The sequence below is a fragment of the Anaeromyxobacter sp. SG66 genome, assembly GCF_022690805.1.
GTDB classification, from domain to species: domain Bacteria; phylum Myxococcota; class Myxococcia; order Myxococcales; family Anaeromyxobacteraceae; genus Anaeromyxobacter; species Anaeromyxobacter soli.
Genome location: NZ_JALCZC010000026.1, coordinates 26,712 through 52,270, shown reverse-complemented (window position 1 = coordinate 52,270; position 25,559 = coordinate 26,712). Strand labels below are relative to the sequence as shown.

At 72.8% G+C, this 25,559-nt stretch carries 21 protein-coding genes; 9 read left to right on the top strand and 12 right to left on the bottom strand.

The features are described 5' to 3' along the window. Positions 1-194 precede the first annotated feature (194 nt). Positions 195-1,838, top strand: a complete 1,644-nt coding sequence (gene pgm / locus MNZ39_RS10010; protein ID WP_242337937.1) for a phosphoglucomutase (alpha-D-glucose-1,6-bisphosphate-dependent) — start codon at positions 195-197, stop codon at positions 1,836-1,838. Positions 1,839-1,922: 84 nt separating this feature from the next. Here the strand turns inward: pgm and MNZ39_RS10005 are convergent, their stop codons facing one another. Both MNZ39_RS10005 and MNZ39_RS10000 read right to left on the bottom strand, forming a co-directional pair. After that, positions 1,923-3,512, bottom strand: coding sequence for a glycosyltransferase family 39 protein (locus tag MNZ39_RS10005; RefSeq protein ID WP_242337935.1), 1,590 nt, complete (start codon positions 3,510-3,512; stop codon positions 1,923-1,925). Between the two features lie 44 nt (positions 3,513-3,556). Next, on the bottom strand, positions 3,557-4,126 hold the full coding sequence (locus MNZ39_RS10000) for an AAA family ATPase (RefSeq protein ID WP_242337933.1): 570 nt from the start codon (positions 4,124-4,126) through the stop codon (positions 3,557-3,559). Between MNZ39_RS10000 and MNZ39_RS09995 the strand changes: the two genes are divergently transcribed. After that, positions 4,125-4,970 (top strand): NAD-dependent epimerase/dehydratase family protein, encoded by an 846-nt coding sequence (locus tag MNZ39_RS09995; RefSeq protein ID WP_242337931.1) that lies wholly within the window; start codon positions 4,125-4,127, stop codon positions 4,968-4,970. The genes MNZ39_RS10000 and MNZ39_RS09995 overlap by 2 nt on opposite strands. 23 nt (positions 4,971-4,993) lie before the next feature. Here MNZ39_RS09995 and MNZ39_RS09990 read toward each other — a convergent pair whose 3' ends face one another. Beyond that, positions 4,994-5,446, bottom strand: a complete 453-nt coding sequence (locus MNZ39_RS09990; RefSeq protein ID WP_242337929.1) for an HIT family protein — start codon at positions 5,444-5,446, stop codon at positions 4,994-4,996. Positions 5,447-5,723: 277 nt separating this feature from the next. Between MNZ39_RS09990 and MNZ39_RS09985 the strand changes: the two genes are divergently transcribed. Together MNZ39_RS09985 and MNZ39_RS09980 are read left to right on the top strand one after the other, a co-directional pair. Then, a complete protein-coding gene (locus tag MNZ39_RS09985) occupies positions 5,724-5,960 on the top strand; it encodes a hypothetical protein (protein ID WP_242337927.1) in 237 nt (78 codons plus the stop codon). 121 nt (positions 5,961-6,081) lie between these two features. Beyond that, complete coding sequence (locus MNZ39_RS09980) at positions 6,082-7,953, top strand: M2 family metallopeptidase (protein WP_242337925.1); 1,872 nt, start codon at positions 6,082-6,084, stop codon at positions 7,951-7,953. Between the two features lie 95 nt (positions 7,954-8,048). On the opposite strand, the gene MNZ39_RS09975 is transcribed toward MNZ39_RS09980, so the two are convergent. The 7 genes from MNZ39_RS09975 to nhaR form a co-directional block, all read right to left on the bottom strand. Beyond that, positions 8,049-8,261, bottom strand: a complete 213-nt coding sequence (locus tag MNZ39_RS09975) for a CsbD family protein (protein ID WP_242337923.1) — start codon at positions 8,259-8,261, stop codon at positions 8,049-8,051. A gap of 158 nt (positions 8,262-8,419) precedes the next feature. After that, entirely contained in the window at positions 8,420-11,530 is a 3,111-nt protein-coding gene (locus MNZ39_RS09970; RefSeq protein WP_242337921.1) for an efflux RND transporter permease subunit, read from the bottom strand. Further along, complete coding sequence (locus MNZ39_RS09965; protein ID WP_242337919.1) at positions 11,527-12,669, bottom strand: efflux RND transporter periplasmic adaptor subunit; 1,143 nt, start codon at positions 12,667-12,669, stop codon at positions 11,527-11,529. Before MNZ39_RS09965 ends, MNZ39_RS09970 begins: the two co-directional genes overlap by 4 nt. Beyond that, a complete protein-coding gene (locus MNZ39_RS09960) occupies positions 12,666-14,168 on the bottom strand; it encodes a TolC family protein (protein ID WP_242337917.1) in 1,503 nt (500 codons plus the stop codon). The genes MNZ39_RS09965 and MNZ39_RS09960 overlap by 4 nt, the downstream gene beginning before the upstream one ends. A 65-nt stretch (positions 14,169-14,233) precedes the next feature. Then, positions 14,234-14,500 (bottom strand): glutaredoxin 3, encoded by a 267-nt coding sequence (gene grxC, locus MNZ39_RS09955; RefSeq protein ID WP_242337915.1) that lies wholly within the window; start codon positions 14,498-14,500, stop codon positions 14,234-14,236. A 135-nt stretch (positions 14,501-14,635) separates the two neighbouring features. After that, positions 14,636-15,541, bottom strand: coding sequence for a zinc metalloprotease HtpX (locus tag MNZ39_RS09950; protein WP_242337913.1), 906 nt, complete (start codon positions 15,539-15,541; stop codon positions 14,636-14,638). 106 nt (positions 15,542-15,647) lie between these two features. Beyond that, entirely contained in the window at positions 15,648-16,553 is a 906-nt protein-coding gene (gene nhaR / locus MNZ39_RS09945) for a transcriptional activator NhaR (RefSeq protein ID WP_242337941.1), read from the bottom strand. Between the two features lie 106 nt (positions 16,554-16,659). Here nhaR and MNZ39_RS09940 point away from each other — a divergent pair, with 106 nt between their 5' ends. Continuing rightward, on the top strand, positions 16,660-17,622 hold the full coding sequence (locus MNZ39_RS09940; protein ID WP_242337911.1) for a TerC family protein: 963 nt from the start codon (positions 16,660-16,662) through the stop codon (positions 17,620-17,622). Between the two features lie 28 nt (positions 17,623-17,650). Here the strand turns inward: MNZ39_RS09940 and MNZ39_RS09935 are convergent, their stop codons facing one another. Continuing rightward, positions 17,651-17,968 (bottom strand): hypothetical protein, encoded by a 318-nt coding sequence (locus tag MNZ39_RS09935; RefSeq protein WP_242337909.1) that lies wholly within the window; start codon positions 17,966-17,968, stop codon positions 17,651-17,653. Positions 17,969-18,092: 124 nt separating this feature from the next. Continuing rightward, positions 18,093-18,953, bottom strand: a complete 861-nt coding sequence (gene purU, locus MNZ39_RS09930; RefSeq protein WP_242337907.1) for a formyltetrahydrofolate deformylase — start codon at positions 18,951-18,953, stop codon at positions 18,093-18,095. Between the two features lie 497 nt (positions 18,954-19,450). Between purU and MNZ39_RS09925 the strand changes: the two genes are divergently transcribed. The 4 genes from MNZ39_RS09925 (at position 19,451) to MNZ39_RS09910 (ending at position 25,104) form a co-directional block, all read left to right on the top strand. Further along, on the top strand, positions 19,451-21,223 hold the full coding sequence (locus tag MNZ39_RS09925) for a sensor histidine kinase (protein WP_242337905.1): 1,773 nt from the start codon (positions 19,451-19,453) through the stop codon (positions 21,221-21,223). Positions 21,224-21,274: 51 nt separating this feature from the next. Beyond that, positions 21,275-21,808 (top strand): archaemetzincin family Zn-dependent metalloprotease, encoded by a 534-nt coding sequence (locus MNZ39_RS09920; RefSeq protein WP_242337903.1) that lies wholly within the window; start codon positions 21,275-21,277, stop codon positions 21,806-21,808. A gap of 4 nt (positions 21,809-21,812) precedes the next feature. Beyond that, positions 21,813-23,213, top strand: a complete 1,401-nt coding sequence (locus MNZ39_RS09915) for a sigma-54 dependent transcriptional regulator (RefSeq protein ID WP_242337901.1) — start codon at positions 21,813-21,815, stop codon at positions 23,211-23,213. A gap of 100 nt (positions 23,214-23,313) precedes the next feature. After that, positions 23,314-25,104, top strand: coding sequence for a DUF6311 domain-containing protein (locus tag MNZ39_RS09910; RefSeq protein WP_242337899.1), 1,791 nt, complete (start codon positions 23,314-23,316; stop codon positions 25,102-25,104). The last annotated feature ends 455 nt before the right edge of the window (positions 25,105-25,559 follow it).

Here is a 25,559-nt window from a genome sequence, read left to right as displayed (position 1 = left end):
GAGCACCCGGAAGCCCCCCTGCGCCGCGTCGCCGGCGCGGGGAGCGGGCGGCGCAGGCGGCGGCCCCGGCGCGCGCGCGGGCGGCGACGAGAGCGAGAGGAGCAGGGCGGCGACCGCCGCCGGGAGGCGCATCGGTCCATTGTCGGGCCCGTCCGTGACGGTGACAAGACCGGCGGGAGTGCGAGATTTCCGCCATGCCCCATCCCCTCGCCGGCAAGCCCGCCCCGAAGGACCTGCTCGTCGACGTCGCGGACCTCCTGCGCCGCTACGTCTCGGAGCGGCCCGACCCCGCCAATCCCGCCGAGCGCGTCGCCTTCGGAACCTCCGGCCACCGCGGCTCGTCCCTGCGCAGGAGCTTCAACGAGGCCCACATCCTCGCCGTGGCGCAGGCCGTGTGCGAGCACCGCGCCCGCGCGGGCGTGACCGGGCCGCTCTTCCTCGGGCGCGACACGCACGCGCTCTCCGAGCCCGCGGAGCGCACGGCGCTGGAGGTGCTCGCCGCGAACGGCGTGGAGGTGGTGATCTCCGAGGGCGGCGCTCCCGTCCCGACGCCGGTCATCTCGCACGCGATCCTCGGCCACAACCGCGGGCGGACGGAGGGGCTCGCCGACGGGATCGTGATCACCCCCTCCCACAACCCGCCCGAGGACGGCGGCATCAAGTACAACCCACCCGACGGCGGGCCGGCCGACACGGCGGTCACCGCGGCCATCGAGGCGCGCGCGAACGCGCTCCTCGAGGCCGGGAACGCCGGGGTGAAGCGGCTCGGCTACGAGGCCGCGCGCCGCGCCGCGAGCGTGCACGTGCGCGACTACGTGCGGCCCTACGTCGAGGAGCTCCGCGCGGCGCTCGACCTCGACGGCGCCCGCGGCCTGCCCCTGCACGTCGGCGTCGACCCGCTGGGCGGCTCGAACGCGCACTACTGGAGCGTGATCGCGGCGGAGTACGGCCTCGACCTCACGGTGGTGAACCCGGTGGTGGATCCGACCTTCGGCTTCATGCCGCTCGACCACGACGGCAAGATCCGGATGGACTGCTCGTCGCCGTTCGCGATGGCGAACCTGGTCGCCATGAAGGACCGGTTCGACCTCGCCTTCGGGAACGACGCCGACTCCGACCGGCACGGCATCGTCACGCCCGCGTCCGGGCTCATGAACCCGAACCACTACCTCGCGGTCGCGATCGACTACCTCTTCCGGAACCGCCCGGCCTGGAGCCCCGCCGCCGGGATCGGGAAGACCCTCGTCTCGTCCGCGCTCATCGACCGCGTCGCGGCGCGGCTCCGGCGGCGCCTCGTGGAGGTGCCCGTCGGGTTCAAGTGGTTCGTGCCGGGGCTCCTCGACGGCTCCATCGGCTTCGGCGGCGAGGAGAGCGCGGGGGCGTCGTTCCTCCGCCGCGACGGCACGACCTGGACGACGGACAAGGACGGGATCGTGATGGACCTCCTCGCGGTGGAGATGAGCGCCCGCACCGGCAGGGACCCCGGAGAGCTCTACCAGGCCCTCGCGGCGGATCTCGGCGCGCCGGTCTACGCGCGCGTGGACGCCGCCGCGACCCCCGCGGAGAAGGCGATCCTGAAGAAGCTCGCCCCGGAGTCGGTGAAGGCGCGGACGCTCGCCGGCGAGCCCATCGTGGCGCGGCTCACGCGCGCGCCCGGGAACGGGGCGGAGATCGGCGGGCTCAAGGTGGTCGCCGAGAACGGCTGGTTCGCGGCGCGCCCGTCCGGCACCGAGGACGTCTACAAGATCTACGCGGAGAGCTTCCGGGACGAGGCGCACCTCGCGCGCATCCTCGAGGAGGCGAGGGCGATCGTCGCGGCGGCCCTGAAGAGCGGCTGACGAGCGGAACGTGCACGGGGGGCGTGGACGCGCGAGAGGAGCACGGCATGACCGAAGTTCCGCGCTCGGCCGACGCGATTCGGTTCACTGCAATTGCGCAGGCATCCACCAGACGCGCAAGACGGTTCTGCCTTCCGCGCCGTGGATGTCCCAGCGCGGCAGAAGCGCCGGGGTTCGCGATGCTGCGCGTTCGAAAGGGCCGTCGGGGAATCCGACCAAATACACCCCGCCGGGTGGCGCCGTCGCGGGCAATGCGTTCGGCTCGGTGACCAGCAGGTTCGTGCCCTGCGCGAGGAACGCGAGCGGCCAGTAGACCCACCAGCTGTCCGCCACGATGCACGCGCCGCCATTGTGTTCCGCGTCGGCGGCGATGCGACGAAAGGCCTCTTCCTTCGGCTCGACTGGACCCGTCCAGAACGTCTCGTGTGAGCTCGACCCCCGCGTCTGAAGCTGGTGCAGATAGCGCGTCCCGAATCCCGCGAGCGCGAGCGTCGCCATGATCCCTGCGGCGATGGCAGGGACGGCGCCGTTCGCGCGTCCGAGAGCATGCCGCAGCAACACGGTCATCGCGAGAGTCGTGGGAACGAGCAGGCAGACGGCGTATCGCTCGAGGTGCGGGCGCATTGCGTCCGAGCCGACGAGGATGAAGAAACTCGCGACCGACCCCAGCCAGCCCACCACGACCCCGGCTTCACGACCGAATGGCCGCGCACGGAGCGCAAGGCCGCCCATCACCAAGAGAGCAAGGAGGATGGTCCCCACCAGGAGATCGGTGAGCGTCGTGGCCGCACCAAAGCCGGAGCCAACGACATACTGGTAGACGCTGTCGCCCGATAACAGCCTCGAGTAGAGAACCGCTGAGGCCACCCATGCCGATGGATCCACTGCACGCGTCAGCGCGTCGCCCGTGATCGCGCGCGCGTCTCCGGGCGCCGCCGCGAGCCCCAGGACGGCGAGACCGGCGCCCAGGAGCGCAGCGTGAAGTCCAGTGCGAACGAGGGCCCCGCGCCAGCCGATGCGTGCGTGCTCCACTCCGAAGAGAACGGCAACTAGGAACGGTGCGACGAACACATTCGTCGGGTGAACGAGGAGCGCGAACACGAACGCGAGTGCGCTCGCCCATACGTTCCCCGACAGCGCGAAATGAGCTGCAACGATCGCGGCCAGACCGGAGTGACTCGGGTCCCATCCGAACCGCGCATAAGCGATGTTGATTGGAAGCGACGCGGTGAGGAGCAGCGCAATCACTCCCGTCGGCCGGTCGAAGTGCTTCTTCGCGATCGCGTACGTGAGGCCGATCTGCGCGAGCGACGAGATGACGCTCGGCAGCCTGAGCACGGTGAGCGATCGCGGCGAAAAGAGCAGGAGGAGCAGGAGAAGACCCGAGTGCAGCGGCCCGGGGATGTTTCCGTGTGGAGTTCGCCACTCGAAGGGAGCGCCGTCCAGCAACCGCGCCAGCTGTACGCCGTACCACGCCTCGTCGCCATTGATGCCGGGCAGGCGGCCCAGGCCGTACAATCGAAATGCGACGGCAACGCCCAGCACGACGGCGATCCCCGCGAACACTGCGCGCCGGCGCCGCTTCGTCATCCCCGCGGGTTCAGCGACGCTCTTCGCAAATGACCGGCGCGGGTCGTTCCCGTCCACGCCCGAAGCGCTTCTCCGGTTCTGCATCCGCGCACTATAGCCCTTCGTCAGGCCGCCGAGACCCGAACGGGTCACGGCAGGCTTGCGAGCTCAGGCCGCGCGGTGACGACGAACGCGCCCTCCGGCGCGGCGCGCACCTCGTACGCCGCCGCGAACCCCTCCGCCGGCTCCGGCGCCTCGAGCCGCCTGGCGGTGGCGAAGATCGCGACCTTCGGCACCTGCGCCTTCCCGCTGCGCCCCGCGTTCCGCGCGAGCGAGGCGCGCACGTCCGGCGGGAACCAGTACAGCACCGGCCGCAGGCCGAGCGCGCGCGCGAGCTCAACCAGGGCGGCGCGATCCTCGCGGCGCGGGTTCGTGTCGTCCACGACGACGGGCACCCCCGCCGCCGCCGCGGCGTGCACGAGCTCGCGCTGCCTGCGGCGCTTGTCGCGGGCGTTCTGGAAGAGGTCCTTCGACACGTGAGCGTGGGTCGCCGAGAAGCGGGCGCGGAAGAAGCTCGACTTGCCCGCCCCCTGCAGGCCGGCGAGGACGACGAGGGCCGGTCGATCCATGCGCCTCCCCGCGCGCCACGAGAGGAGCGGCTGCACGCGCGCCGCCCTCCGGTCATAATCGGCGCGAACCCTCTCCGCGAGGTGACGCATGCACGTCCTCGTCGCAGGCTGCGGCTGGCTCGGGACGGCGCTCGCGCGCCGCCTCGTCGAGCGAGGCGATCGCGTGACCGGGATCCGCCGCGACCCTGCCCGCGCAGAGGCGCTGCGCGCGCTCGGGGTGGAGCCGCTCGCGGTCGACCTCGCCGCCGGCGGTGCCGCGGCGCGGCTCCCGGAGGTGGACGCGATCGTCGCCTGCCAGGCCGCCGGCGCGGACGGCGTGGAGGCGTACCGGGCGGCGTACGTCGAGGCGAACCGCGCCCTCCTCGCCGCCGCCGCGCGGGGAGGCGCGCGCGCCTTCGTCTACACCGGCTCCACGGGCGTGTTCGGCCAGCGCGACGGGTCGGACGTCGACGAGGGGTCGCCGCCCGCGCCCGCGAGCGCGAGCGCGGAGGTGCTCGTGGAAGCGGAGGCGCTCGTGCGCGGCGCGTCCGCCGGTGCGCTGCGGACGGCGGTGGTCCGCCTCTCCGGACTCTACGGCCCGGGCCGGGCTGGAATCGTCGACCGGGTGCGCACGGGGCGGCTCGCGCTCGGGCCGGGTGACGACGCGTGGATGAACTTCTGCCACCGCGAGGACGCGATCTCGTTCGTCCTCGCGGCGCTGGAGCGCGCCGCTCCCGGGGCCGTCTACCACGGCAGCGACGCCGAGCCCACCCGGCGCCGCGAGGTCGTGGCGTGGATCTGCGGCCGGCTCGGGATCGCGCCGTCCGTCTCGGCGGCCCCGGCCGGCGGCCCGAGCCGCCGCATCCACTCGCAGCGCACGCGCGCCGCGCTCGGCGTCTCGCTCGCCTATCCCTCGTTTCGTGACGGCCTCGCGCCCCTCCTCGGCGGGGGCTAGCGCCCGCCAGGCGGCCGAGCGGCTCAGCGCGCCGCGGGCCGGCGGGGGAGCGCGGCGGCCACGGCGACGGCCGCCGCCGCGAGGTCTGGCTCGGGACGCATGTCCTCCGGCCGCCCCTCGAAGCAGCGGCGCCCCAGCAGCCGTTCCGGCGTGTCCGAGAAGCGCGGAACGAGGTGCAGGTGGAAGTGCCGGAGCACGTCACCGATGGCGAAGGCGTAGACGTGCTCCGCGCCGAGGGCCTCGCGCTGTGCGGCCATGACGCGCGCGACGAGCGGCCCCAGCGCGGCGAGCTCGTCCTCGGGCAGGTCGTACCAGGCGCGGGCGTGCCGCTCGCTCGTCAGGACGAGCCAGCCTCGGAGCGGCGACGGGTCCGCGAGGGCGTGCAGGACGAAGCCTCCCTCGCGCCGCAGGAGGCCGCCGGGAACCCGATGAAGGCCGCGCGAGATCGCGCAACCGATGCACTGTGCGTCAACCATCGGGCCTCCGTGGCGCTTCGTCGCAGGGCCCGCGGACCCCCGATGCGTACACTTACAGCGAATACCGGTTGGAGTGAGCCCGTCAGCGGCACAGCGTGGAAAGCGCCGTTATACCGGAGGCACCATCGATTCGCGCATCGGTTCGTCCCGATCGGGGCTTCCGTCCTCGTGGGGTAGCCCCCAAGTTGCGCGCTTTCCAACGACTTTTTCCGCACGGGCCCCGGCCCGGGAATCGACCGGCCGCATGCCTGTTCCGAACGAGACCAGGAGCACCCAGGTGGAAACCAATCCGAACCCGACCCCGCTCACCCAGCTCATCCGCTCCGAGACGACCGTGGCCGGTCACCGGAATCTCTACTGCCTGCACTACGACGCTTGCCTCGACGTCGCGGTGAGGCTCGACTGGGACAGCTGGTCCTGCGAGAAGTGCCCTCTGTTCAAGCTGCACGAGGAGCCTCGCTCGTTCGCAGGGATGTTCGCGAACGACCGGCGCGGCGGCGGCCAGCCACACTGAAGCGGCGCGCACCCCGCCTGGGTCCGTAAGGGGCGCGCGGCAGCGCGCCCCGGCTCGGCTGACCCGGGGTGACGTGCGCGCGCTGGCGCGGGGGGCGGCTCGCCCGTAGGATCCGCGCCCCATGAGACTCCTCCCGCTCGTCCCACTCTTCTCAGCGTGTCTCCTCGCCGGCGCCCCCGCGCAGGCGGCTGCCCCTGCCGCGACCGACACGCGCGCCGTGGTCGTCGCGCCCGCGGCGCCCGGGAAGCCCACCGCCGCCGAGGCGAGGGCCTTCGTCGACGGCGTCAACTCCGAGCTGAAGCGGCTCTGGATCCGCTCCTCGACGGCCGACTGGATCAAGGCCACCTACATCACCGACGACACCGAGCGAAACGCCGCGGCCCTCAACGAGGACGTGATGGCCTACCTGTCCGGCGCGATCGCGGCGTCGGTCCGGTTCGACGGCCTCGACGTGGACGCGGACACCGCGCGGATGCTGCACCTGCTCAAGGTCGCCTCCCCGCTGCCCGCGCCCAGCGATCCGGCGCGCCGCCGGGAGCTCGCCGAGATCGCCGCCAAGCTCGAGGGCATCTACGGCAAGGGCAAGTGGTGCGGTACGCCCGCGCCCGGCAAGCCGGCGCCGCGCTGCCGCGACCTGCAGGAGCTCGAGGAGGTCCTCGCGAAGAGCCACAGCTACCCCGAGCTGCTCGACGCCTGGACCGGCTGGCACACGATCTCCCGCGAGATGCGGCCGCTCTACACGCGCCTCGTCGCGCTCGGCAACGAGGGCTCGAAGGAGATCGGCTTCCGCGATCTCGGCGACCTGTGGCGCGCCGACTACGACATGCCGCCCGCGGAGTTCGAGGCGGACGTCGACCGGCTCTGGGCGGAGGTGAAGCCCCTCTACGACGACCTGCACTGCTTCGTCCGCGCCCGGCTCCAGAAGCTCTACGGGAAGGAGAGGGTCCCCGACGGCAAGCCCATCCCGGCGCACCTGCTCGGGAACATGTGGGCGCAGGACTGGTCGAACCTCTACCCGCTCGTCGAGCCGTACAAGGGCGCGGGGAGCCTCGACGTGGACGCGGCGCTGAAGCGCCAGAGGTACGATCCGACCCGGATGGTGAAGCTCGGCGAGGCGTTCTTCAGCTCGCTCGGGCTCGACCCGCTCCCGGCCACGTTCTGGCAGCGCTCGCAGCTCGTGAAGCCGAAGGACCGCGAGGTGGTGTGCCACGCGAGCGCGTGGGACGTGACCTACGACGCCGACCTGCGCGTCAAGATGTGCATCCGGCCCACGGAGGAGGATCTCGTCACGATCCACCACGAGCTCGGGCACAACTACTACCAGCGCGCGTACGTGCACCTGCCGGTGCTCTACCAGGACAGCGCCAACGACGGGTTCCACGAGGCGCTCGGCGACGCGATCGCGCTCTCGGTGACGCCCGGCTACCTGAAGCAGGTGGGCCTCGTCCCGGCGGTCGCGAAGGACGACCACGGCGTCATCAACTTCCAGATGAAGAAGGCCCTGGAGAAGGTCTCGTTCCTGCCGTTCGGCCGCCTCATCGACCAGTGGCGCTGGGACGTGTTCAGCGGGAAGGTCGCGCCGGACCGCTACAACGCCGCGTGGTGGGAGCTGCGCCGCAAGTTCCAGGGCGTCGACGCCCCCGTGGCGCGGACCGAGGACGACTTCGACCCGGGCGCGAAGTACCACGTCCCGGCGAACGTGCCGTACACGCGCTACTTCCTCGCCCACGTGTACCAGTTCCAGTTCCACAAGGCGCTCTGCGAGGCGGCCGGGTGGAAGGGTCCCCTGCACCAGTGCTCGATCTACGGCTCGAAGGACGCGGGGAAGCGGCTCCAGGCGATGATGGAGCTCGGCGCGTCGAAGCCGTGGCCGGAGGCGATGGCCGCCCTGACCGGCTCGAGGAAGGCCGACGCGTCCGCGCTGCTCGAGTACTTCGCGCCGCTGCGCGCGTGGCTGCGCGCGCAGAACGCGGGCCAGAAGTGCGGCTGGTGAGCGCGGGCCGCTGACGAAGGCTCTCGCGCAGGAAAGCGCCCCGGCGGCTCATGGCCGCCGGGGCGCCGTCTTCTCTACGGGCTTGCTCGTCCGCGTCAGACGTCGCGGTCGAGGTCACGGGTCGGGTCGCGCTCGTCCTCGCGCTTGACCTTCTCCTTGAGGTCGCCGACGCCCTGGCGGATCTGGCCCTTCTTCTCCTCCAGCCAGCCCTCGCCCTGCGTCGAGCGGTCCTTCGTGGCGCCGCCGATGCGCTGCTTCACGTCGCCCTTGATCTCCTCGATCTTGCCCTTGATCTGGTCCTTGTTCATCGTTCCCTCCCTTTGGACTTCAACGTAGGGCGCGGGTCCGATGGCGGCCCGCGCGAGGGCCCGCGGCGGGGGCGAGGGAGCGGGCGCGCGGCGCGGAGCCAGACCCGGCGGCGCCCTGGATCCGGGCTCGCGGAGCGCGTCCTCCGGGCGGGCGCGCGTCAGGGCTGCGGGGCTGCGGCGGAGCGGTCGGGCGCGACGCCGCCCGGGGTCGAGGCGCGGCGCCGGCCGAGGCCGGCCCGGAGCCGCTCCATCCAGACGTAGAACACCGGCGTCACGTAGAGCGTGAGGAACTGCGAGAAGACGAGGCCGCCGACGACGGCGAGGCCGAGCGGCTGGCGCGACTCCGCGCCTGCGCCCAGCCCGAACGCGATGGGCAGGGTGCCCATGAGCGCGGCCATCGAGGTCATCATGATCGGCCGGAACCGCACGAGCGACGCCTCGTGGATGGCGTCGCGCGGCGACTTCCCCGTGCGCTGCGCCTCGATCGCGAAGTCGACCATCATGATGCCGTTCTTCTTCACCAGGCCGACGAGCATGATGATGCCGACGAAGGCGTAGATGGAGAGATCGGTGCGGAACAGGAGCAGGGTGACGAGCGCGCCGAAGCCGGCGAAGGGGAGGGCGGTGAGGATCGTGATGGGGTGCACGAAGCTCTCGTAGAGGATCCCGAGCACCACGTAGATGACGAGCACCGCCATCACGAGCAGGAGCCCGAGGCCCCGCATCGACTCCTGGAAGGCCTGCGCCGTGCCCTGGAACCGCGTGGCGACCGTCGCGGGGAGCACCTCCGCGGCGGCGCCCTCGATCCCCTGCATCGCCTCGCCGAGGGAGCGGCCGGGGGCGAGGTTGAAGCTGAGGTTCACCGCCGGGAGCTGCCCGGCGTGGTTCACCGACAGCGGGCCCACCGCGCGGCCCAGCCGCGCGACGGCGTCGAGCGGGACGAGCTTGCCGGACGCGGAGCGGACGTAGACGAGGGAGAGGGCCCCGGGATCGAGGCGGAAGCCCGGGTCGAGCTCCATCAGCACGTCGTACTGGTCCTCGGGCGCGTTGATGACCGAGACCCGGCGCGAGCCGAAGGCGGTGTAGAGCGCGTCCTCGATCGCGAGCGGCGCGATCTGGAGCGCCGCGGCGCGGTCGCGGTCTATCGCGACCGTCACGCGCGGCGACGCGAGCCGCAGGTCGGAGTTCACGTCGGCGAGCGCCGGGAGCGCGCGCATGCGGGCCTCGAGGGCCGGCGCCGCCCTGTAGAGCGCGTCGGTGTCGGCGTCCTGGAGGGTCACCGAGTAGAGGGCGCGGCCGCCGCCGCCGGCGAGCGAGATGGGGGGCGGGTTCATCGGGAACGCCCGGAGCGACGGCACCGCGCCGAGCTCCCCGCGGAGGTCGCGGATCACCTGGTCGACGTGCGCGCGCGTGCCGTCCTTGAGCTTGAGGAACACGAAGCCGCTCGAGACGCTGCGGACCGTCGAGTTCGCGTGCTCGACGGCCGGGTGGCGGGTCGCGATCTCCGCCACCTGCCGGTGCGCGCGCACCATCGCGTCCCAGCTCGTCCCCTCGGCGGGCTCGGTGTTGATGAGGAGCCGCCCCGTGTCCTCGCTCGGGAGGAAGCCCTTCGGGACCGCCTGCCAGAGCGGGATCATCAGGACGAGCACGGCCGCGGAGAAGGCGAGGACCGACCGCGGGTGCGCGAGCGACCAGGTGAGCCCGCGGTCGTAGAAGCGCAGCATCGCGTCGAACGCGCGCTCGGTGCTCCGGTAGAGGCGGCCGTGCCGCTCGGCGGCGTGCGGCTTCAGGAAGCGCGCGCACAGGAGCGGCGTCAGCGTGAGCGACACGAAGCCGGACACCAGGATCGCCGCGCCGATCGTGACCGCGAACTCCTTGAAGAGCCGTCCGACGAGCCCGCCCATGAAGAGGATCGGGAGGAACACCGCCGCGAGCGAGATCGTCATCGAGAGGATCGTGAACGCGATCTCCTTCGACCCGCGGAACGCCGCCTCCCGCGCGGCCTCGCCGCGCTCCATGTGGCGCACGATGTTCTCGAGCATGACGATGGCGTCGTCCACGACGAACCCCACCGCGAGCGTGAGCGCCATGAGCGAGAGGTTGTCGAGCGAGTAGCCCATCGCCGCCATGATCCCGAAGGTGCCGACGAGCGAGACGGGGAGGGCGAGGCTCGGGATGACCGTCGCGGGCAGGTTCCTGAGGAACAGGAAGATGACGAGGACGACGAGGACGAGCGTGAGGAGGAGCGTGAACTGCACGTCCCCGACCGAGTGGCGGATCGACTCGGAGCGATCGTAGATGACCTTGAGCTCGACGGCCGCCGGGAGCTGCTGGTTGATCGTCGGGAGCAGCTCCTGCACCTCCCGCGCGATCCGCACGGTGTTCGTGCCCGGCTGCCTGCGCACCGCGACGGTGACGCTCCGCTGGTCCTTGCCGCCCTGGACGAACCACGCCGCGACGCGGTCGTTCTCGACGCCGTCCTTCACCTCGCCGAGGTCGGCGAGGCGCACCGGCGCCCCGTCCCGGAAGGCGACCACCACCTGGCGGAAGTCGGCGGCGGTGAGGAGCCCGCCGGTCGCCTCGACGGTGTAGGCGCGGTCCCGGCCCTCGACCACGCCGGTGGGCAGGTTCGCGTTCGCGTTGCGGACGGCCGCGGTGACCTCCTCGAGGCCGAGCCCGCGAGCCTGGAGCGCGCGGGGATCGAGCTGGATCCGCACCGCGTACTTCTGCGCGCCGAAGATCGCCACCTCGGCCACCCCGGGGACGGTCGCGACCCGCTGCGCGACGAGGTCCTGCGCGTAGCGGTTCACCGCCGAGAGCGGCAGGGTGGGGGAGGTGAGCGAGAGGTAGAGGATGGGCTGGTCCGCCGGGTTCACCTTCCGGAACGTGGGCGGGTTCGGCATGTTCGACGGGAGCTGGCCGAGGCTCGCCGAGATCGCCGCCTGCACGTCGAGCGCCGCCGAGTCGATGTCCCGGTCGAGGTCGAACTCGAGCGTGATCGAGGTCGAGCTCTGGCTCGACGACGAGTTCATCGACTTGATGCCGGCGATGTTCGAGAACTGGCGCTCGAGCGGCGTCGCGACGGACGCGGCCATCGTCTCGGGGCTCGCCCCGGGGAGCGAGGCGTTCACCGAGATGGTGGGGAAGTCCACCACGGGGAGGTCGGAGACGGGCAGGCTCCGGTAGGCGAACACGCCGAACAGCGTGAAGCTCGCCATGACGAGCGTCGTCATGACGGGCCGCCGGATGAACGGGGCGGAGAGGTTCATCGCGCCGCGCCCTTCGCGCCGCCGTCGCCGGTCCCGGGCGCGGGCCGCTCGCCGAGGAGCTCGACCGGCGCGTCCGGCCGCAGCTTGAGCTGCCCCTCGGTGACGACGAGCTCGCCCGCCGCGATCCCCTCGCCGATCACCGTCTCCGCGTCGCCCGCCTGCTGGACGACGACCGGGCGCAGCACCGCCTTGCGCTCGGCGCTCACGACGTAGGCGTAGTCGCCCTGCTGGCCGGACGCGACCGCGGACGCCGGCACCACGATGGCGCGGCTCCGCTCTGCGATGCGGAGGAACACGTCCACCACCTGGCCGGGCAAGAGCGCCTCGTCCTCGTTCTCGACGCGCGCCTTGAGCAGGATCGTGCCGGTGGCGGCGTCCACCGCGTTGTCCATGAAGGCGAGCGTCGCCTCGACGTCGGCGTCGCCGCCGGCCGGGCGCACGCGCACCGGCAGGCCGGTCACGCGGCCACGCAGCGCCGCGAGGTGGCGCTCCGGGATGGAGAACGCCGCGAAGACCGGCTTCACCTGCTCGATGGTCACGAGCGGCTCCTGCGCGCCGGAGGAGACGAGGTTCCCGGGGTGCACGAGCAGCCGCCCGGTCCGCCCCGCGGCGGGCGCGCGGAGCGTGCAGTAGGAGAGGTCGAGCGCGGCGCGGTCCACCGCGGCCTGGTCTGCGACCACCGTCGCGTCGAGCGCGGCGGCGTTCGCGCGGGCCGCGTCGTGCTGCTGGCGCGTCACGTACTCCTTCTCCACGAGCTCGGCGTAGCGCTTCGCGTCGGCGCGCGCGTTCTCCGCCCGGGCCCGATCCTGCTCGAGCCTCGCCCGCGCGCCGGCGAGCGCGGCGGCGTAGGGGCGGCGGTCGAGCTCGAGGAGCAGGTCGCCCTTCTTCACCTGCTGGCCCTCGGTGAAGTGCACCGCCACGATCGGCCCGGACACCTGCGCGCGCACCGCGACGGACTGGTTCGCGACGATGCGGCCGACGGCGCGCACCTCGACGGGCACGTCCTTCTCCACCGCGCGCTCCGCGCGGACGGGGACGGGGCGTGGCCCGGCCACGCTGCGGGCGTCGCCGCGCGAGCAGCCGGCGAGGGCGCCGGCGAGGACGAGGGCCGCGGCGGTGGAGGCGGTGCGAGGGGTCATGGTGTTCCTTCGAGCGCGGGCGGCGCGACCTGCGGGTCGGACGGCGCGGGGGCCGCGGGCGCCGCGGCGGGGAGATCGAGGCGGCCGCTCGCGCGCGTGAGCTGGGCGAGCGCGACGAGATAGTCGGAGCGCGCGCGCACGTTCTCGGCCTGGGCGGTCTCGAGGGCGGACTGGGCGTTCAGGAGGTCCAGGATCGAGCCGACGCCCTCCTGGTACCGGCCACGCGCCACGTCGGAGGACGCGCGGGCGGAGGCGAGGAGGTCGCGGGAGGTCTCGAGCCGGCGCCCCGCGCTGCTGAGGCCCTGGTAGCTCGTCCAGACGTCGAGCGCGACCCGCTGCCCGGCGGCGTCGGCGCGCGCCCGCGCGGCGTCGGCCGTGGCGCGCGCGGCGAGCGCGTCGTAGGCGGGGCCGAGCCCCTCGAACATCGGGACGCGGAGGACGAGGCCCGCGGACCACGAGGTGGTCGGGTCGAGCCCCTCGGGCGCGAGGTAGTGGGTGCGCCCGGCGCTCGCCTGGAACGAGAGCGTCGGCCAGGCGGCGCGGGAGGCCGCCCGGGCGCGGGCATCGGCCGCGTCGGCCAGGGCGCGCGCCCGGGCGACGTCCGGGTTGCGGGCCGCCGCCAGCGCGAGGAGCTCGTCCACCGTGGGCCGCGCCCGCGCCGTATCCACCTCCGCGGGCAGCGCGCCGACCTCGAGCTCGGCGGTGGGGGAGAGACCCGCCAGCGTGGCGAGCGCGCCGCGGAGGGCGAGCGCCTGGCCCTCCGCCTGCTGCAGCACGAGCTGCACCTGCGAGAGCGCCGTCCGCGCCTGCAGCACGTCGGCGATGGTGGCGAGCCCCGCCTGGCGCCGGGCCTCCGCGGCGGCGAGGCTCGTCTCCGCCTGACGGACGGAGGTCTTCTCCGCCTCGGCGAGGGCGCGCGCGCCGAGGTACTGGAAGTACGTCTGCTGCACCTGCAGCACGAGATCGGCCACCGCCGCGTGCTCGGCGAGCCGCGCCGCCACGAGGAGCCGGTCGGCCGCGTCGACGAGCGCGCCCCGCGCGCCGAGATCGAGGAGCAGCCAGGTGAGGCTCGCGCTCGCGCCCGCGGTCGTGCTCGTCGAGGACGCGCGGTTGGGGCCGCCGCCCGAGCGCTGGCGCAGGAGCGAGGCCGTCGCCTCGAGCGAGGGCCAGTACAGGCTGCGCTGCGAGCCGGCCTGGGCGGCCGCGGCGCGCGCGTCGTGCCACGTGGCCCGGGTCGCCGGCTCGCGCGCGAGCGCGAGGTCGACGAGGTCGGCGAGCGAGCGCGGCGCGGGGACGGGCTCCGGCGCCTGCGGCTGTGGCTGGGGAGGCGCGGCCGGCGCGGGCGCGCCCACCTTGCGAGCGACGTCGCGCGGCGGCGCCGTCCGGCTCGAGACGTAGAGTGAGGGCGAGACCGTGCCGCACGCGCCGAGCAGGGCGAGGGCGGACGCGGCGACGGCGGCCCCACGGACCGCGCTGCTGGAGGGCGTAGGAGGGGGCATCGGCAGCCCCTGTTGTGGAGGAGATGAACCCGCCCGTCAACGGGCTCGACGACCCGCGCCCGCCCTCAGGACTCTCCGCGCAGGAGCGGGTCGAGACGGCCCTCGCGGTCGAGCGCGTCGAGGTCCGAGAACCCGCCCAGCGAGCGTGCGCCCACGAAGACCTGCGGCACCGTCATCTGGCCGCTCTTCTCGACGAGCCAGGCGCGCAGCGCGTCATCGCCCTCCACGCTCACCTCCTTGTACGCGACGCCCTTGCTCGAGAGGAGCGCCTTGGCGCGAACGCAGTAGGGGCAGTTCCGCTTCGTGTAGACGGTCACCTGGGGTGCGGTCATGTCATCTTCTTAATCCGATCGGTCCCTCTCCGGCTCGCGAACGACCGAGCCTCGGGCGCCGCCGGGCGCCACAGCGATGGCGGCGAGGCCGCCCGCGGGGCGCAGGGGACACGGCGAAGACCTCGAGCCGTCGCCTCAGCGAACGAGGCGCGAGCGGGGAGCGGCGCCGGCCGGCTCGAAGGCGGGCCCGCGGACGGTCTGCGCGAGCGCGCGCAGGCGCCGGATGCGCTCCTCGGCGGGCGGGTGGGTCGAGAACAGGCGCGAGAGCCCGCCCGTCAGCGCGCCGAACGGGTTCACGATGAATAGGCTCGCCGTGGCGGGGGTGGCGGCGCTCGGGAGCTGCTCCGCCGCCCGGTGGAGCTTCTCCAGCGCGCCGGCGAGGGCGAGCGGATCCCCGGCGAGGCGCGCCCCGGTCTCGTCGGCGAGGTACTCGCGCGAGCGCGAGATGCCGAGCTGGACGAGCGTCGCGCCGATGGGCGCGAGGAGCGCGAGCGCGAGCCCGCCCGCGGGGGAGCCGCCCTCCTCGTCCTGGCTCCCGCCCCCGAACATCCCGGCGAACGCGAGCGCGTTCGCGACGTGCGAGACGGCGGTCGCGAGCCCCGCGGCGACGCTCGCCACGAGGATGTCGCGGTTCGCCACGTGCGCGAGCTCGTGCGCGAGCACGCCGCGCAGCTCGCGCTCGTCGAGGATCTCCACGATCCCGCGCGTCACCGCCACGACGGCGTGCTTCGGGTCGCGGCCCGTGGCGAACGCGTTCGCGTGCGGGTCGTCCATGAAGAACACCCGCGGCTTCGGGATCCCCGCGCGCCCGGCGAGCTCCGCGACGATCCCGTGCAGCCGGGGCGCCTCGGCCTCGGGCAGCTCGCGGGCGCGGTGCATCCTGAGGACGATCCGGTCGGAGAAGAAGTAGCTGACGAGGTTCATGGCGACCGCGAGCGCGGTGAACAGCCAGAACGCGTTCGGGCCGAGGCTCGCGCCGACGCCGACGAGGATCGCGGAGAGGGCGCCGAGCAAGAGGACGGTCTTGAGCTGGTTCATCATGGCAATGCCTCCGGGCAGCGCGGCATTGATGCAGCCCGCGGCATCCCCAGTCCATTTCAAAATGTCGGCGCGAGACTGTGGAAAAGCCTGGGGTAGCGCCGCCGGCTCACGCCGCGGCCCCGAACAGCGCGTCGCGCGCGGCCTCGGCGATCGCCACCACGGCGGGGTGGCGCAGGCGGCGCTCGACGGTGATGGCGTAGAAGGTCTCGCGCACCTCGTCCGCGCGGCCGACGACCTGCACGCCGTGCTCGGAGCGGATCTCCTCCTCGAGCACCCGCGGCGCCGCGAACACGCCGAGCCCGCGCTCGCCGAACGCCATCATGAGCGCGCTGTCGTCGAACTCGCCCGCGAGCTCGGGACGAACGCCGAGCCCGTCGAGCCAGCCGTCCAGCGCACGGCGGAGCGCCGTCCCCGGCGACGGCAGGAGCGCGGGCGCGCCCTGCAGCGAGCGCGGGAAGCCCTTGCGGAGGCCCGCGTGGCGCGCCGCCGCGAAGAACGACGTGCCGCAGTCGCCCAGGCGGTGGTTGAAGGCCTTCACCTTCACCTCCTCGGAGGCGGGCACGTCGGCGATCACGACGTCGAGCTCGTGCAGGGCGAGCGCGGCGAGGAGCTGCGGCAGCGGCCCCTCCCGGCAGACGAGCGTCAGGTCCGGGTGCGCGTCCACCGCCGGCTGGAGCAGGAGCGCCGCCATGCGCTTCGGGATGACGTCCACCACGCCGGCGACGAGCCGGAGCCGCTGGCCGGTCGGAAGGCCCTTCACCGCGCGCTGCAGCTCGCTCCCGGTCCGGAAGATGTCGTCCGCGTAGCGGAGGACCGTGCGGCCGACGTCCGTGAGGACGAGCCGCCGCCCCTGCCGCTCGAGCAGCTTCACGCCCAGGCTCCCCTCGAGCGTCTTCAGCTGGTTCGAGATGGTGGGCTGCGCGAGCCGCAGCTCCTGGCTCGCCTTGGCGATGCTGCCCGCGCGGGCCACGGTCCAGAAGTAGAAGAGGTGATGGTAGTTGAGCCACTCCATGGTGAGGGAAAGTCTAACGGACACCGTGAAACTTTCTCATCCTGAGCGGGGCTGAGCCGTCTATGAAGAGGCGGGGCCGCGCGACGGCGGCACGGGAGACCAGCGGATGATCGAGAGCGTAGGCACCCCCGGCCTGTGGGCGGGGTTCGTCGTGTTCGTGCTGGTGATGCTCGCGCTCGATCTCGGCGTCTTCAACCGCAAGGACCACGTCGTCTCGACGCGCGAGGCGCTCCGCTGGACCGCGGTGTGGATCGGCCTCGCCCTCGCCTTCGACGGCCTCGTCTGGTGGCGGTTCGGGTCCGGGCCGGCGATCGAGTTCCTGACCGGCTACCTCATCGAGAAGTCGCTCTCCGTCGACAACCTCTTCGTCTTCGTCATCATCTTCGGGACGTTCGCGATCCCCGCGGCCTACCAGCACCGCGTGCTGTTCTGGGGCATCCTCACCGCGCTCGTCCTGCGCGCGCTCATGATCGTGGGCGGGAGCGCGCTCCTCGCGCGCTTCCACTGGCTCATCTACGTGTTCGGCGCGTTCCTGCTCGCCACCGGCGTGCGGCTGTTCTTCCACAAGGGCGAGGAGCACCACCACCCGGAGCGGAGCTGGGCCTTCCAGGTCCTCCGCAAGGTCATCCCGTCGACGCACCGCATGGAGGGGCACGCCTTCTTCCTCCGCGAGGCCGGCCGGCTCGTGGCGACGCCGCTGTTCCTCGCGCTCGCGCTCATCGAGATCTCCGACGTGGTGTTCGCGCTCGACTCCATCCCCGCGATCTTCGGCGTGACGCTCGACCCCTTCATCGTCTTCACGTCCAACATCTTCGCGATCATGGGGCTCCGCTCGCTCTACTTCGCGGTCGCGCAGCTCCTGAACCGCTTCGAGTACCTGTCCGCCGGGCTCGCGGCGGTGCTCGTCTTCATCGGGGCGAAGATGCTCGCGTCGCGCTGGGTCCACGTGCACGCGCTCGTCTCGCTCGCGGTGGTGGTGGCGCTCCTCGGCGGGGCCGTGATCTTCTCGCTCGTGAAGACGCGTCGGGCCGGCGCGCCCGCCGCGGCGCGCGCGTCGTCCGGGACGTGACGGGGCGTCGGCGTCGAGCGGGCGGCGCTCAAGTCCCGGCGCTGACGCGGCGGTACAGCGTGCCCGGCACGAGCGACAGGAGCAGCATCGCGGCCGCCACGGCGAGGTCGTTCCAGCGCGCGGCCGGCGAGCGCTGCGGCAGGACCAGCGCGGCGACGACGAGCCAGGCGGACAGCGCCGTGTTCGCGAAGCGCGCCTTCGCCCGCGTCATCCCCAGGACCGCGAAGATGGCGGCGAGGAGCCCGACCGCCCACGCGTTCGTGAACGAGGGCGTGGTGCGGGGGAACGCGAAGGCCGAGAAGAACAGCCAGAGCGCGAGCATCAGGTTGAGCGTCCGGGCGGGCATTCGGACCTCCTCGCGCTGAAGATGCTCCGGCTCTTCCTCGCCGGCCCGCCCTCCCGCCCGGTGCGCGCGCGCGGTCCCTGCCGCCTGCCCGCTCGCGCACCCGGCGGCCCGCGCGCGGCGTCGCTCAGTCGAAGACGACCGTCTTGTTGCCGTGGACGATGATCCGGTCCTCGCAGTGCCACCGCACGGCGCGCGCGAGGACGCGGCGCTCGAGGTCGCGGCCGAGCCGCTTCAGATCGTCGACCGAGTGCCGGTGCGTCACGCGCCCGACGTCCTGCTCGATGATCGGGCCGGCGTCGAGCTCGGCCGTGACGTAGTGCGCGGTGGCGCCGACGATCTTCACTCCGCGCTCGTGCGCCTGCCGGTACGGGTCCGCGCCCACGAACGCCGGGAGGAACGAGTGGTGGATGTTGATCATGCGGTTCGGCCAGCGCGAGACGAGCTCGGGCGAGACGATCTGCATGTAGCGCGCGAGGACGACGAGGTCGGCGCGCCCGTCGACGAGTGCGCCCAGCCGAGCCTCCGCCTCGGCGCGGATGTCGCGCGAGTTCGGCACGTGCTCGAACGGGACGCCGAACGCCTCGACGGCGGGGCGCAGATCCGGGTGGTTCGAGACGACGAGCGAGACCTCGCCGCCGAGCTCGCCGCGCTTCCAGGTCCAGAGGAGCTCGAGCAGCGCGTGGTCGTGCTTCGAGACGAGGACCGCGATGCGCTTTCGCCGGGAGGAGAGGGTGAGGCGCCAGTCCATCGCGAACGGGCGCGCGACGTCGAGGGCGAACGCCCGCTCGAGATCCTCCGGCGGGAGGTCCAGCCGGTCCGTCTGGAACTCGAGCCGCGTGAAGTAGACGCCGCCGTCCTCCTCGGCGGTGTGCTGATCGAAGTCGGTGATGTTCGCCCCGTGGCGGAAGAGGAAGCTCGAGATCGCGGCGACGATCCCGGGGCGGTCGGGGCACTGGACGAGGAGGATGGCGCGAGGGTGGGTCACGGGACCGGTCAAACTAGCAAAAAAGCGGGGCTGGACGCGCGCGACCAGCGCTCGCACGCGCGTCCAGCCCGGCCCCCTCCCGTGGAACCCCCTGGGTGCCGCAGGCCATTGCGACCCCCGTGCCATCCGGGCGCGAGGGAGAACCCTGCGATCTCCATGGGTTCCGCCGCGGGCTGGGGCGTCAGCGGCGTTGTGCTGGGGCAATTGACGCAGCGCTGGGGAGGGCGGCCCAGGGTGCGACCGGAGGCCGCACGGACAGCCGCATCGTTCGCCGCTCCCGAGTCTCGTGCCGCCCGCGCGAGGGTTCGCCGCGCGCCGGAGGAAGGCGGCTCGACGACTCCGCCCGCACGTTCGAAAGGTGCGACAATACAGCGCAATCCACCCCCAAAGATTGCGCGCCGGAAAGCAACGGTGTTGATGTGGGACAAGGCTATCGTCCCAGGCGCGGGCGTATCGGTGGGCGAGCGTCGCGACGGAGGTCTTCCGGGAGGGGGAGGATGTCCAGGGCCGCAGGGCACCCGGCCGAGAGCACGCCGCCGACAGGCGAGCGGGGGCCCGCGGAGCGCCCTGCGCCGCCCTCCGACGACGCCCGCGCCCTCGAGCGGCTCGCGCGCGCGATCGCGCCGCGCTCGGTCGGCGACCTCGGCTTCGACATTCCCTGGCAGCAGCGGCTCTCGACCCGGTTCTTCACGATGATCGCCGTCGTCGCCCTGGGCGTCGTCGCCGCGTTCTTCTTCGCCGAGGTGGCGGTGCAGCGTCACCTGCTGTCGCAGGTCGTCGCGGAGTCCGATCTCCTCAGCCACACCATCCGCAACGCGCTACACCGCGCCATGCTCCAGGACCGCCGGGGCGACGCCTACCTCATCATGCAGGACATCGGGCGCCAGCCCGGCATCGAGATGGTGCGCATGATGGACGCCGAGGGGCGGATCACCTACTCGACGGAGCGGGTGGAGATCGGCCGCAGCGTCGATCGCAACGCGGAGGCGTGCTCCGGGTGCCACGCCGCCGACGAGCCGCTCCACCGGGTGGACCTCAAGGAGCGGAGCCGCGTCTTCACTCCGAACGGCCACCGCGTCCTCGGGATCATCACCCCCATCTACAACGAGGCGTCCTGCTCCACCGCCGCCTGCCACGCGCACCCGGCCGAGCGGAAGGTGCTCGGCGTCCTCGACGTCGGGGTGTCGCTGTCGCGCCTCGACGAGGAGACCGCCGGGTTCCGCTGGCGCACGCTCGCGGCCGCGGCCGCCGCCGCCGCGCTCCTCGGCCTGTTCGTCTGGTTCTTCACGGGCCAGCACCTGATGCGCCCCGTCGCGGCACTCGTCCAGGCGACCCGCCGGGTCGCCCGCGACCAGCTCGAGCTCGAGATCCCCGTCACGTGGAGCGGGGAGCTCGGCCTCCTCGGCGCGTCGTTCAACGAGATGACGCGGTCCCTGCGCAAGGCGAAAGGCGACCTCGACGCGCTCATGCACAGCCTCGAGCGGCAGGTGCAGGAGCGGACGGCGGCGCTGCGCTCGGCGCAGGATCAGCTCGTCCGGAACGAGAAGCTCTCGTCCCTCGGCAAGCTCTCCGCCTCGATCGCGCACGAGATCAACAACCCGCTGGCCGGCATCCTCACCTTCGCGAAGCTCATCGTGCGGACGCTCGAGGCGGGCGTCCCGGACGAGTCGACGCGCCGGGCGCTCATCAAGCACCTCCTCCTCGTCGAGCGCGAGACCGAGCGCTGCAGCGCCATCGTCCGCAACCTGCTCGACTTCGCGCGCGAGCGGCCGCTGGCCGTGAAGGACGTGAACGTGAACGACGTCGTGGAGGAGGCCCTGCAGCTGCTCGCGAACCAGATCCACATCCAGGGCATCACGCTCGAGAGGCGCCTCGCCGAGGTGCCGGTGGTCGCCGCCGACTTCGGCCAGCTCCGCCAGGCGTGCGTGAACGTCATCATGAACGCGTGCGAGGCGATGGGGCGCAGCGGCCGGCTCGAGATCGAGAGCGCGCTCGTGGAGGGCGGCCGGTGGGTGGAGCTCTCGTTCGCCGACACCGGCCCCGGCATCGCGCCCGAGCACCTCTCCAAGATCTTCGACCCGTTCTTCACGACGAAGGAGCGCGGCACTGGGCTCGGGCTCTCCGTCGTCTACGGCATCGTCGAGCGGCACGGCGGCAAGGTCGAGCTCACGAGCGAGGTGGGGAAGGGGACTCGCATCGCGCTGCGGATCCCGCCGCGCCCCGCGGAGGACGCGGCCGCGCCGGTCGTGCCGGCGGGAGGGGCGGGGTGAGCGCGCGTGGACGGCGAGGGGCGGCGTCCTCCGCGGGCTCCGGGAACCTGAATGCTCTCGATCTTCGTCTGGTGGATCGGTGAGGGAGAGGTCGATCGCGAGCTGATGGAGCACGTCCGCGTCCACCTCGCCGCCGCCTTCGGCCGCCCCGTCTTCCTCTGGGAGTCCCCGGAGCGGCCGCGCCACGCCTACGACGAGAAGCGCAAGCAGCACCGGACGACGCCGATCCTGAGCTGGCTCGGCGAGGCCGGGCCGGGCTCCGGGAAGGTGCTCGGCATCACCGACGGCGACCTGTTCATCCCCATCCTCACCTACGTCTTCGGCGAGGCCCAGCTCGGCGGCGGCGCGGCGGTGGTGTCGCTGAAGCGGCTCGTCGAGCCCGGCCCCGGCGGGCGGGCGCTGCTCGCCCTGCGGCTCGCCAAGGAGGCGGTGCACGAGGTCGGGCACGCCTTCGGCCTCGTCCACTGCGGACACGAGCGCTGCGTCATGTCGCGCTCGCCCGCGGTCCGCGAGGTGGACGCGAAGGGCGTCGACCTCTGCCCCGAGTGCCGCAGCCACCTGGACGACGTCTCCGAAGGAGCGTGAAGCCATGGCGAACGAGAGGACCCGCATCCTGGTGGTGGACGACGAGGAGATCGTCCGGGAGTCGCTCGGCGGCTGGCTCGAGAAGGACGGCTACACCGTCGGCACGATGCCCGAGGGCCGCTCGGCGATCGAGGCGCTCAAGAGAGAGCGCTGGTCCATCATGATCGTCGATCTGAAGATGCCGGGGATGGACGGCCTCCAGGTGCTCGAGGAGGCGAAGAAGCTCCAGCCGGACGTCGCCGTCGTGATCATGACGGCCTACGCCACGGTCGACACCGCCGTGAGCGCGATGAAGATGGGCGCCTACGACTACCTCGTGAAGCCGTTCGATCCCGAGGAGCTGTCGCTCATGATGCAGAAGATCGTCTCCCAGCAGTCGCTCGTGCGGGAGAACGCGGTGCTGCGCCAGGCGCTCCGGCAGGAGTACCGCTTCCGCGACCTGCTCTCGAAGAGCCCGGCCATGCAGTCCGTGTTCGAGCTCGCCCGCACCGCGGCGCGCTCGAACTCGACGATCCTCGTCCTCGGCGAGTCCGGCAGCGGCAAGGAGGTGCTCGCCCGGGCCATCCACGCCGAGAGCCCGCGGGCGGAGGGTCCGTTCGTGGCGGTCTCCTGCGCGGCGCTGACCGAGAGCCTGCTCGAGTCGGAGCTGTTCGGTCACGAGAAGGGGGCGTTCACCGGAGCCATCTCGCGGCGAAAGGGGAAGTTCGAGGCGGCGCACGGCGGCACCCTGTTCCTCGACGAGGTGGGCGACATCGGTCCGAAGCTGCAGCTCGATCTGCTGCGCGTGCTCGAGGAGCGCCGCTTCCATCGCGTGGGCGGCAACGAGCCCATCGAGGTGGACGTCCGGATCGTGGCGGCGACGAATCGCGACCTGCGCCGCGCGGCCCGCGAGGGCAAGTTCCGCGAGGACCTGTTCTACCGCCTGAACGTCATCCCCATCCTCATCCCGCCGCTGCGCGAGCGGCGGGAGGACATCCCGCTCCTCGTCGAGAACTTCGTCGAGCGGCTCTCGGTGGAGATGAAGCGGCGGATCGAAGGGCTCACGCCCGAGGCGATGAGCGCCCTCATGGCGCACGACTGGCCGGGCAACGTGCGCGAGCTCCGGAACGTGCTCGAGCGCGGCGCCGTCGTCGCCTCGGGGCCCGTCGTCCAGCTCTCCGATCTCGGGCTCCCCGCCAAGCTCGACGCGCCGCCCCGGCACGGGACGCTCGCCTCGCTCGAGGAGGTCGAGCGGCGGCACGTCGCGGCGATGCTGGCGCACACCAACGGGAACGTGAGCCAGTCGGCCCGCATCCTCGGGATCGACCGCGTGACCCTCTACAACAAGATGAAGAAGTGGGGGCTCCGCAGGGACGGCGAGGAGGCGGAGCTCGCGCCCGGAAGCGAGCCCAGCGCGGGCGGGTAGGCGCCCGCTCGCGAGCCTTCGGCGCTCGGCCGCCCCCCCGCGTCTCGGCATCAGGTGGGTTTGACACCCCGGGCGGTCAACGGCGATTCTCCCCGCCGCCGTGAGAGGTCCATCGGAGGCGAAGATCGCCGGGCCCGCGATCGACGCGTGCGCACCCGAACAGCGCGCGCTGCCGCCGCTCGCTTCGCTCGCCCGCGCGCACGGCCCAGCGCTCGCGGCAGCCGCGGTCGGCATCGCCTGGTTCGCCTCGAAGGTCGGGCTCGCGGTCGCCCACCCCTCCCACGTCGGCTGGCTGATGTCGGGCGACTGGAGCGCGAGCTACATGGGCTGGCTGTTCTTCCGGTCCGCGCCCATCTCCCTGCCGCTCGGGGCCAACCCCTTCTACCCGTTCCCGGTCGGCTCGACCCTCGGCTTCACCGACTCGATCCCGCTCGTCGCGATCCTCCTGAGGCCCTGGGCGTCATTCCTCCCGCGGGACTTCCAGTACGTCGGTGCGTGGCTCCTCCTGGCCTTCGCGCTGCAGGGCTTCGTCGGGGCGAAGCTCGTGAAGCTCGCGACGCCGCACCCGGCTGCGCAGGCGCTCGGGGGCGCGCTGTTCGCGCTGTCGCCGCCGCTGCTCAATCGCCTCGGCCACGCGAGCCTGTCCGCCCACTGGATCGTCCTCGTCGCGCTCTGGCTCGCGCTCGCGCCGGTCGAGGCCCGGCGGGTGCGTGGACGCATCGTGGCCGTCCTGCTGCTCGTCTTCCTCTGCGCGGGCGTGCACCCGTACTTCGTGGTGATGACCGCGGCGTTGGCGGCCGCGCTCGTCGTGCGGCTCGTGGCCGTGGAGCGCCTCGGCGGGCCCGCGCTGCTCCTCGGCGGCCTTTCCGGCATCGCGGTCGCGGCCGCCGCCGGGCTCTTCCTCTTCGGATTCTTCGGGAGTGGCGTGCGCTCCGAGGCGCCAGGGTTCGGGTTCTTCTCCGCCGATCTCGCCACGCTCGTGAACCCGATGGGCTGGTCACGCGTGCTCGGGAGCCTCCCGGTCCAGGGCGGACAGTACGAAGGCTTCGGCTACCTCGGCGCGGGCGCGCTCCTCCTCGTGCTCGTCGGGATCGGCCTCACCCTCGCGCTGCGTGGGACGCGGCCCTCGCCCGGCGCGCTCGCGCGGTCGGCGCCGATCGGGGCGGTCACGCTGCTCCTCTTCGTCTTCGCGCTCTCGGACGCGATCACCTTCGCGGGAGAGCGCATCCTGACGGTCGGGCTGTACGCGCTCGTTCCCCAGCTGGGGAGCACGTTCAGGTCCTCTGGCCGGTTCGTCTGGCCGCTCCATTACCTCATCGTCCTGGCTGCGATCGCTGCGGTCGCGAACGCGCTGCGGACGCGACCACGTGCGCTCGTGGGCGCACTGGCAGTCGCCTTCGCGGTGCAGGCTGCGGACGTGAATCCTCCCGTCCCGCTGCAGCTCGGGACCGAGCCGTGGCGTCCCCCGGGTTCCGAGGTATGGGAGCTCGCGCGCGGCGGGTACCAGCACCTCGCGATGTACCCGCCCTATCTCAACGCGGGCGGGGAGCCCGTGGCGGAGGACGCGTGCGGACCGCCCGTCTGGCCGCCTGACGCGCAGCTCGGCCTCGCGCACGTCGCGTACCGGCTCGGGCTCACGTTCAACGGGGCGTACGCTGCGCGCCTCGATCCGGATCGCGCCGGGGCCTACTGCCGGGAGCTCTACGGCGCCGTCTCCGGGGCGCGGCTGGATCCTGCGACGATCTACGTGGTCCGTCCGCAAGAGGTCGAGGCGTTCCGTCGCGCGCACGGGATCTGCGGTCGAGTCGACGGGGCCCCTGTCTGCGTCAGCGGCGAACGGGAGCCTGGCGACCCGTTCGCGCGAGCGGTGCGAATGAACCCGCTCCCCTGACGTGGCAGCGCGCGCGCGACGAACGGTCGCGTGCGTCCGGTCGCCTCCACCCGGGATCGCATGCGCGCGGGGCATGGGCCGTCTCCTGCGGGAGCGAAGGTCTCGGCGTCCACGAGCGCCGTTGAATCCCTCCACGGCCGTGGAGTAACTCGCCAGCGCGCCCGCGATCGCTCGCAACCGCGCGTGATCGCGCGCGAAGGTTCCCGCCATACGAGCGGCCCCCGCTGCGGGTCGTCGAGATTCTCGACGGCCGCCGCCGCTCGAGCGGGGAGCCGCGGCGAGGGGTTGGACGCGGCGCCCCCGCAGTAACCCTGCGTAAACAATCCTGAACCGACGCTCCGGCCGTGCCCGCCGCGGCGATGGCCCGGCGCGTGCTCTAGCGACCAAGCGGGAAGGCCACCACCCCCGCAGGAATCGAAAGGAGCACGCCATGATGTTCGCCTTCGTGTTCGCGC

Coding starts and splice junctions, on each gene's coding strand:
- MNZ39_RS09980 (WP_242337925.1), top strand. CDS start 6,082: ATGAGACTCCTCCCGCTCGTCCCACTCTTCTCAGCGTGTCTCCTCGCC.
- MNZ39_RS10000 (WP_242337933.1), bottom strand. CDS start 4,126: ATGCGTCACCTCGCGGAGAGGGTTCGCGCCGATTATGACCGGAGGGCG.
- MNZ39_RS09990 (WP_242337929.1), bottom strand. CDS start 5,446: ATGGTTGACGCACAGTGCATCGGTTGCGCGATCTCGCGCGGCCTTCAT.
- MNZ39_RS09920 (WP_242337903.1), top strand. CDS start 21,275: ATGCTCTCGATCTTCGTCTGGTGGATCGGTGAGGGAGAGGTCGATCGC.
- MNZ39_RS09960 (WP_242337917.1), bottom strand. CDS start 14,168: ATGCCCCCTCCTACGCCCTCCAGCAGCGCGGTCCGTGGGGCCGCCGTC.
- MNZ39_RS09915 (WP_242337901.1), top strand. CDS start 21,813: ATGGCGAACGAGAGGACCCGCATCCTGGTGGTGGACGACGAGGAGATC.
- MNZ39_RS09965 (WP_242337919.1), bottom strand. CDS start 12,669: ATGACCCCTCGCACCGCCTCCACCGCCGCGGCCCTCGTCCTCGCCGGC.
- MNZ39_RS09935 (WP_242337909.1), bottom strand. CDS start 17,968: ATGCCCGCCCGGACGCTCAACCTGATGCTCGCGCTCTGGCTGTTCTTC.
- MNZ39_RS09925 (WP_242337905.1), top strand. CDS start 19,451: ATGTCCAGGGCCGCAGGGCACCCGGCCGAGAGCACGCCGCCGACAGGC.
- grxC (WP_242337915.1), bottom strand. CDS start 14,500: ATGACCGCACCCCAGGTGACCGTCTACACGAAGCGGAACTGCCCCTAC.
- MNZ39_RS09995 (WP_242337931.1), top strand. CDS start 4,125: ATGCACGTCCTCGTCGCAGGCTGCGGCTGGCTCGGGACGGCGCTCGCG.
- MNZ39_RS09940 (WP_242337911.1), top strand. CDS start 16,660: ATGATCGAGAGCGTAGGCACCCCCGGCCTGTGGGCGGGGTTCGTCGTG.
- MNZ39_RS10005 (WP_242337935.1), bottom strand. CDS start 3,512: ATGCAGAACCGGAGAAGCGCTTCGGGCGTGGACGGGAACGACCCGCGC.
- MNZ39_RS09950 (WP_242337913.1), bottom strand. CDS start 15,541: ATGATGAACCAGCTCAAGACCGTCCTCTTGCTCGGCGCCCTCTCCGCG.
- nhaR (WP_242337941.1), bottom strand. CDS start 16,553: ATGGAGTGGCTCAACTACCATCACCTCTTCTACTTCTGGACCGTGGCC.
- MNZ39_RS09970 (WP_242337921.1), bottom strand. CDS start 11,530: ATGAACCTCTCCGCCCCGTTCATCCGGCGGCCCGTCATGACGACGCTC.
- pgm (WP_242337937.1), top strand. CDS start 195: ATGCCCCATCCCCTCGCCGGCAAGCCCGCCCCGAAGGACCTGCTCGTC.
- MNZ39_RS09975 (WP_242337923.1), bottom strand. CDS start 8,261: ATGAACAAGGACCAGATCAAGGGCAAGATCGAGGAGATCAAGGGCGAC.